Below are 2,836 nucleotides of genomic sequence, written 5' to 3'. Positions count from 1 at the left end.
GCCGCAAGGAAGGCATCGCGCAGAGCTTGTACTACACCTGGTCGAAGGAGTTCATGGAAGCGGGCAAACGCCGCCTGGCCGGCGACACCGCGCGTGCCGCGACCACCGGCGAGGTGCAGGGCTTGCGTGCGGATTCCGACGATCCCGGCCGTCTATTCCGATCTGATCCCGGCCACTATTCCGAAGTGAAGCCGGACGGGCCAAGCCAGATCGTCGGGCGGTAATCGCATGTATCTTTTCAGCGGGTCAAGCGGCTTGAGCGGCGATGCTTCGCCGCATGGATTCCCCGGATAGCTCGAGCCTGTGGGCGTTGTGGACAAGCCGATCGAGGATGGCATCGGCGTAGGTGGGATCGCCGATGAGATCGAACCAGCGCGCTATGGGTAGCTGGCTGGTGACCAGCGTTGAACGCCGACCATAGCGGTCTTCGAGGATCTCCAGCAGATGATGGCGTGCATTGCCATCGAGCGGCTCAAGCCCCCAGTCATCGAGGATGAGCAGGTCGACGCGGGCCAGGCTCTTCATCCGCGAAGCAATGCGGCCATCGCCCTTGGCCAGCGACAGCTCGTCGATCAGCCGCGGCAGCCGGGTGTAAAGGACCGAACGATTGTCGCGGCAGGCCTGGTGCCCGATGGCGCAGGCCAGCCAGCTCTTGCCGACCCCCGCCGGCCCGATGATCGCGCAGTTTTCATGGGCACCGATCCAGCTGCCCTTCAGCAGGATTTCGAACAGCCGCCTGTCCAGCCCGCGTGCGCTGCGATAATCGACATCCTCAGGCACGGCATGATGCCGCAGCTTTGCCTGACGCAGGCGCAGAGCAAGGCGGCGGTCATTGCGCCAGGTCGCCTCATGATCGAGCAACAACGCCAACCATTCCGCGTGGTTCAGACCGGCGGCATCGCCATTGCCGTCGAGGTCGGCAAAGGCGTGGGCCATGCCGATGAGGCCAAGCTGGTTCAACTGATCAAGTGTGGGGTGTTTGAGCATCCTTGCTCCTTTCAGTGGTAGTATTGAGAGCCCCGGATATTGTCGTGCAGGATCGGCTCGCGCTCCGGGGCTTTGGGCACGGGCACCTTGTCGAGCCCCTTTTCGAGGATCGATTTTACAGACGGATAATTGCGCGCGCCGATCTCCAGCGCGCGCAGCGCAGCCGCTTCAAGGCGCTCCGCCCCAAAGCGCTTGCCCAGGCCGATGATCCCCAGGCACGAACGATAGCCTTGCTCGGGATGGGGCCGATCCTCGATGATGCGCTCCATCAGCATCGACAGCATCGGGCCGATCCGGCCCGCTTCTTCCTGGATCTTCGCCGGCGTCCAGTCGAGATAGCGCCGGTGGCTCGATGGCATGTGCTCGGGCACGGTCGTGTGCCGACCATTGCCACTGCCGCGCATGTGCACCGCGATCCGCTCGCCGCCGAGGAAGATCTCGACGCTGCGGGCCGTGTAACGCACCTCAACCTCGCGCCGCGCGTAGCGGTGCGGCACCGAGTAATGATGCTGCTCGAGCGCGATATGGTAATCGAGCCCAACCCGGCAGCGCTTCCATTGCGCATGAACCCATGGCTCCGGTGGCAGCGGCTTCAGGTTCGGCGCATCGACCTCCTCGAACAGCTGGCGGCGCGTGCGGCCGAACTGGCGAAGCACACGGCGCTCATTCAGATCAGCAAGGCACTCGGCGATCGCAGCGTTGAGCTCGGCCAGGCTGTAGAAGATGCGATTGCGCAGACGGCCCAGCACCCAGCGCTCGACGATCCTGACACAGGCCTCAACCTTCGCCTTGTCCTTGGGCCTCCTCGGCCGTGCCGGCAGCACCGCCGTTCCATAATGCCGCGCCATGTCCGTGTAGCTGCGGTTGAGCATCGGATCGAAGTGGCAGGCCTTGATCACCGCAACCTTGGCATTGTCGGGCACCAGCAGCTGCGGCACTCCGCCGAAGAATGCGAAGGCCGCATTGTGAGCCTCGGCCCAGTCCGCAAACTGCTCGGTCCAGGTCGCACACGCAAACGACAGGCTCGAGCCGCCCAGCACCGCCACGAACAGATGCGCATCGCGGATCTCGCCGGTCCTGCGGTTCACCACCACCGGCACCGTGTCGCCAGCGTAATCAACGAACAGCTTCTCGCCGCCCGCATGGCTCTGGCGCATCACCAGCGGCAGCCGACCCTCCCAGCGCCGGAACAGGTCGCACCACCGGCTGTAGCGATAGCCGTCAGGGTTCGCCGCGTAGTATTCCTCCCACAGAACCTGAAGCGTCACGTGCTTGCGCTTCAACTCGCGCGCCACCAACGCCCAGTCGGGCTCAGGCAACTTGCGGCGCCCAGGCTTCACCCCGGCGGGCCCATAAAGTCGGGCCTCCAGCTCAGCATCGCTGATCTCGACAGGCACTGGCCACTCAAGGTCCGAGCGCTCAAAGCGTCCCAGCATGTCCTGCACGGTCGAGCGCGCCACTCCCGTCAGGCGGGCTATCTCTCGGACCGGGACACAGCCCTCCCGGTACAATCTCATCACTTCGCGCACATCGCGCATCTTCGGCCTCCTCGTCGGCATGCAATCCTCCCGGCTCAAATCAAGCCGCAAGGATCGCCCAACGATCAGGCTTCTCAACCCCCAGCAGGTGGCCGGAAATTAATCGGAATCCCGGCCGGGATCAGATCGGAACACCGGCCGGGATCAAATCGGAATCATGGCCGGGATGAATTCGGAATCTGCAGGCTTGCGCCGCGAAGCCCGCGCCTTGAAGGAATGCGTGGCCGATTTGACGCTCGAAAACCGCCTGCTCAAAAAAAGCATGATTGCGGATGGGGGCGACGACGAATGAGGTATCCCGCATCCGAGAA

3 protein-coding genes and 1 pseudogene are annotated in these 2,836 nt (G+C 64.0%); 1 reads left to right on the top strand and 3 read right to left on the bottom strand.

Translation table 11 applies throughout. The features are described from left to right. Nucleotides 1–137 (top strand): annotated as a pseudogene (locus tag ACE3SN_RS16695) (IS3 family transposase); the annotation flags it as partial. 109 nt (nucleotides 138–246) lie between these two features. On the opposite strand, the gene istB reads toward ACE3SN_RS16695, so the two are convergent. The 3 genes from istB to ACE3SN_RS16680 all read right to left on the bottom strand — a co-directional run. Then, the gene (gene istB, locus ACE3SN_RS16690) at nucleotides 247–987 is read right to left on the bottom strand and encodes an IS21-like element helper ATPase IstB (protein WP_374531937.1); all 741 of its coding nucleotides are present in this window, start codon (nucleotides 985–987) and stop codon (nucleotides 247–249) included. A gap of 11 nt (nucleotides 988–998) precedes the next feature. Further along, nucleotides 999–2,525, bottom strand: a complete 1,527-nt coding sequence (gene istA, locus ACE3SN_RS16685) for an IS21 family transposase (protein ID WP_374531935.1) — start codon at nucleotides 2,523–2,525, stop codon at nucleotides 999–1,001. Nucleotides 2,526–2,646: 121 nt separating this feature from the next. Continuing rightward, nucleotides 2,647–2,836, bottom strand: a 190-nt coding sequence (locus ACE3SN_RS16680; RefSeq protein WP_374531938.1) for a hypothetical protein, incomplete at its 5' end; no start/stop codon positions are given.

Source organism: Novosphingobium sp. (assembly GCF_041915465.1).
Taxonomy (GTDB): domain Bacteria; phylum Pseudomonadota; class Alphaproteobacteria; order Sphingomonadales; family Sphingomonadaceae; genus Novosphingobium.
The sequence above is the reverse complement of the archived record's forward strand: the minus strand, read 5'-3'. Positions and strand labels throughout refer to the sequence as shown.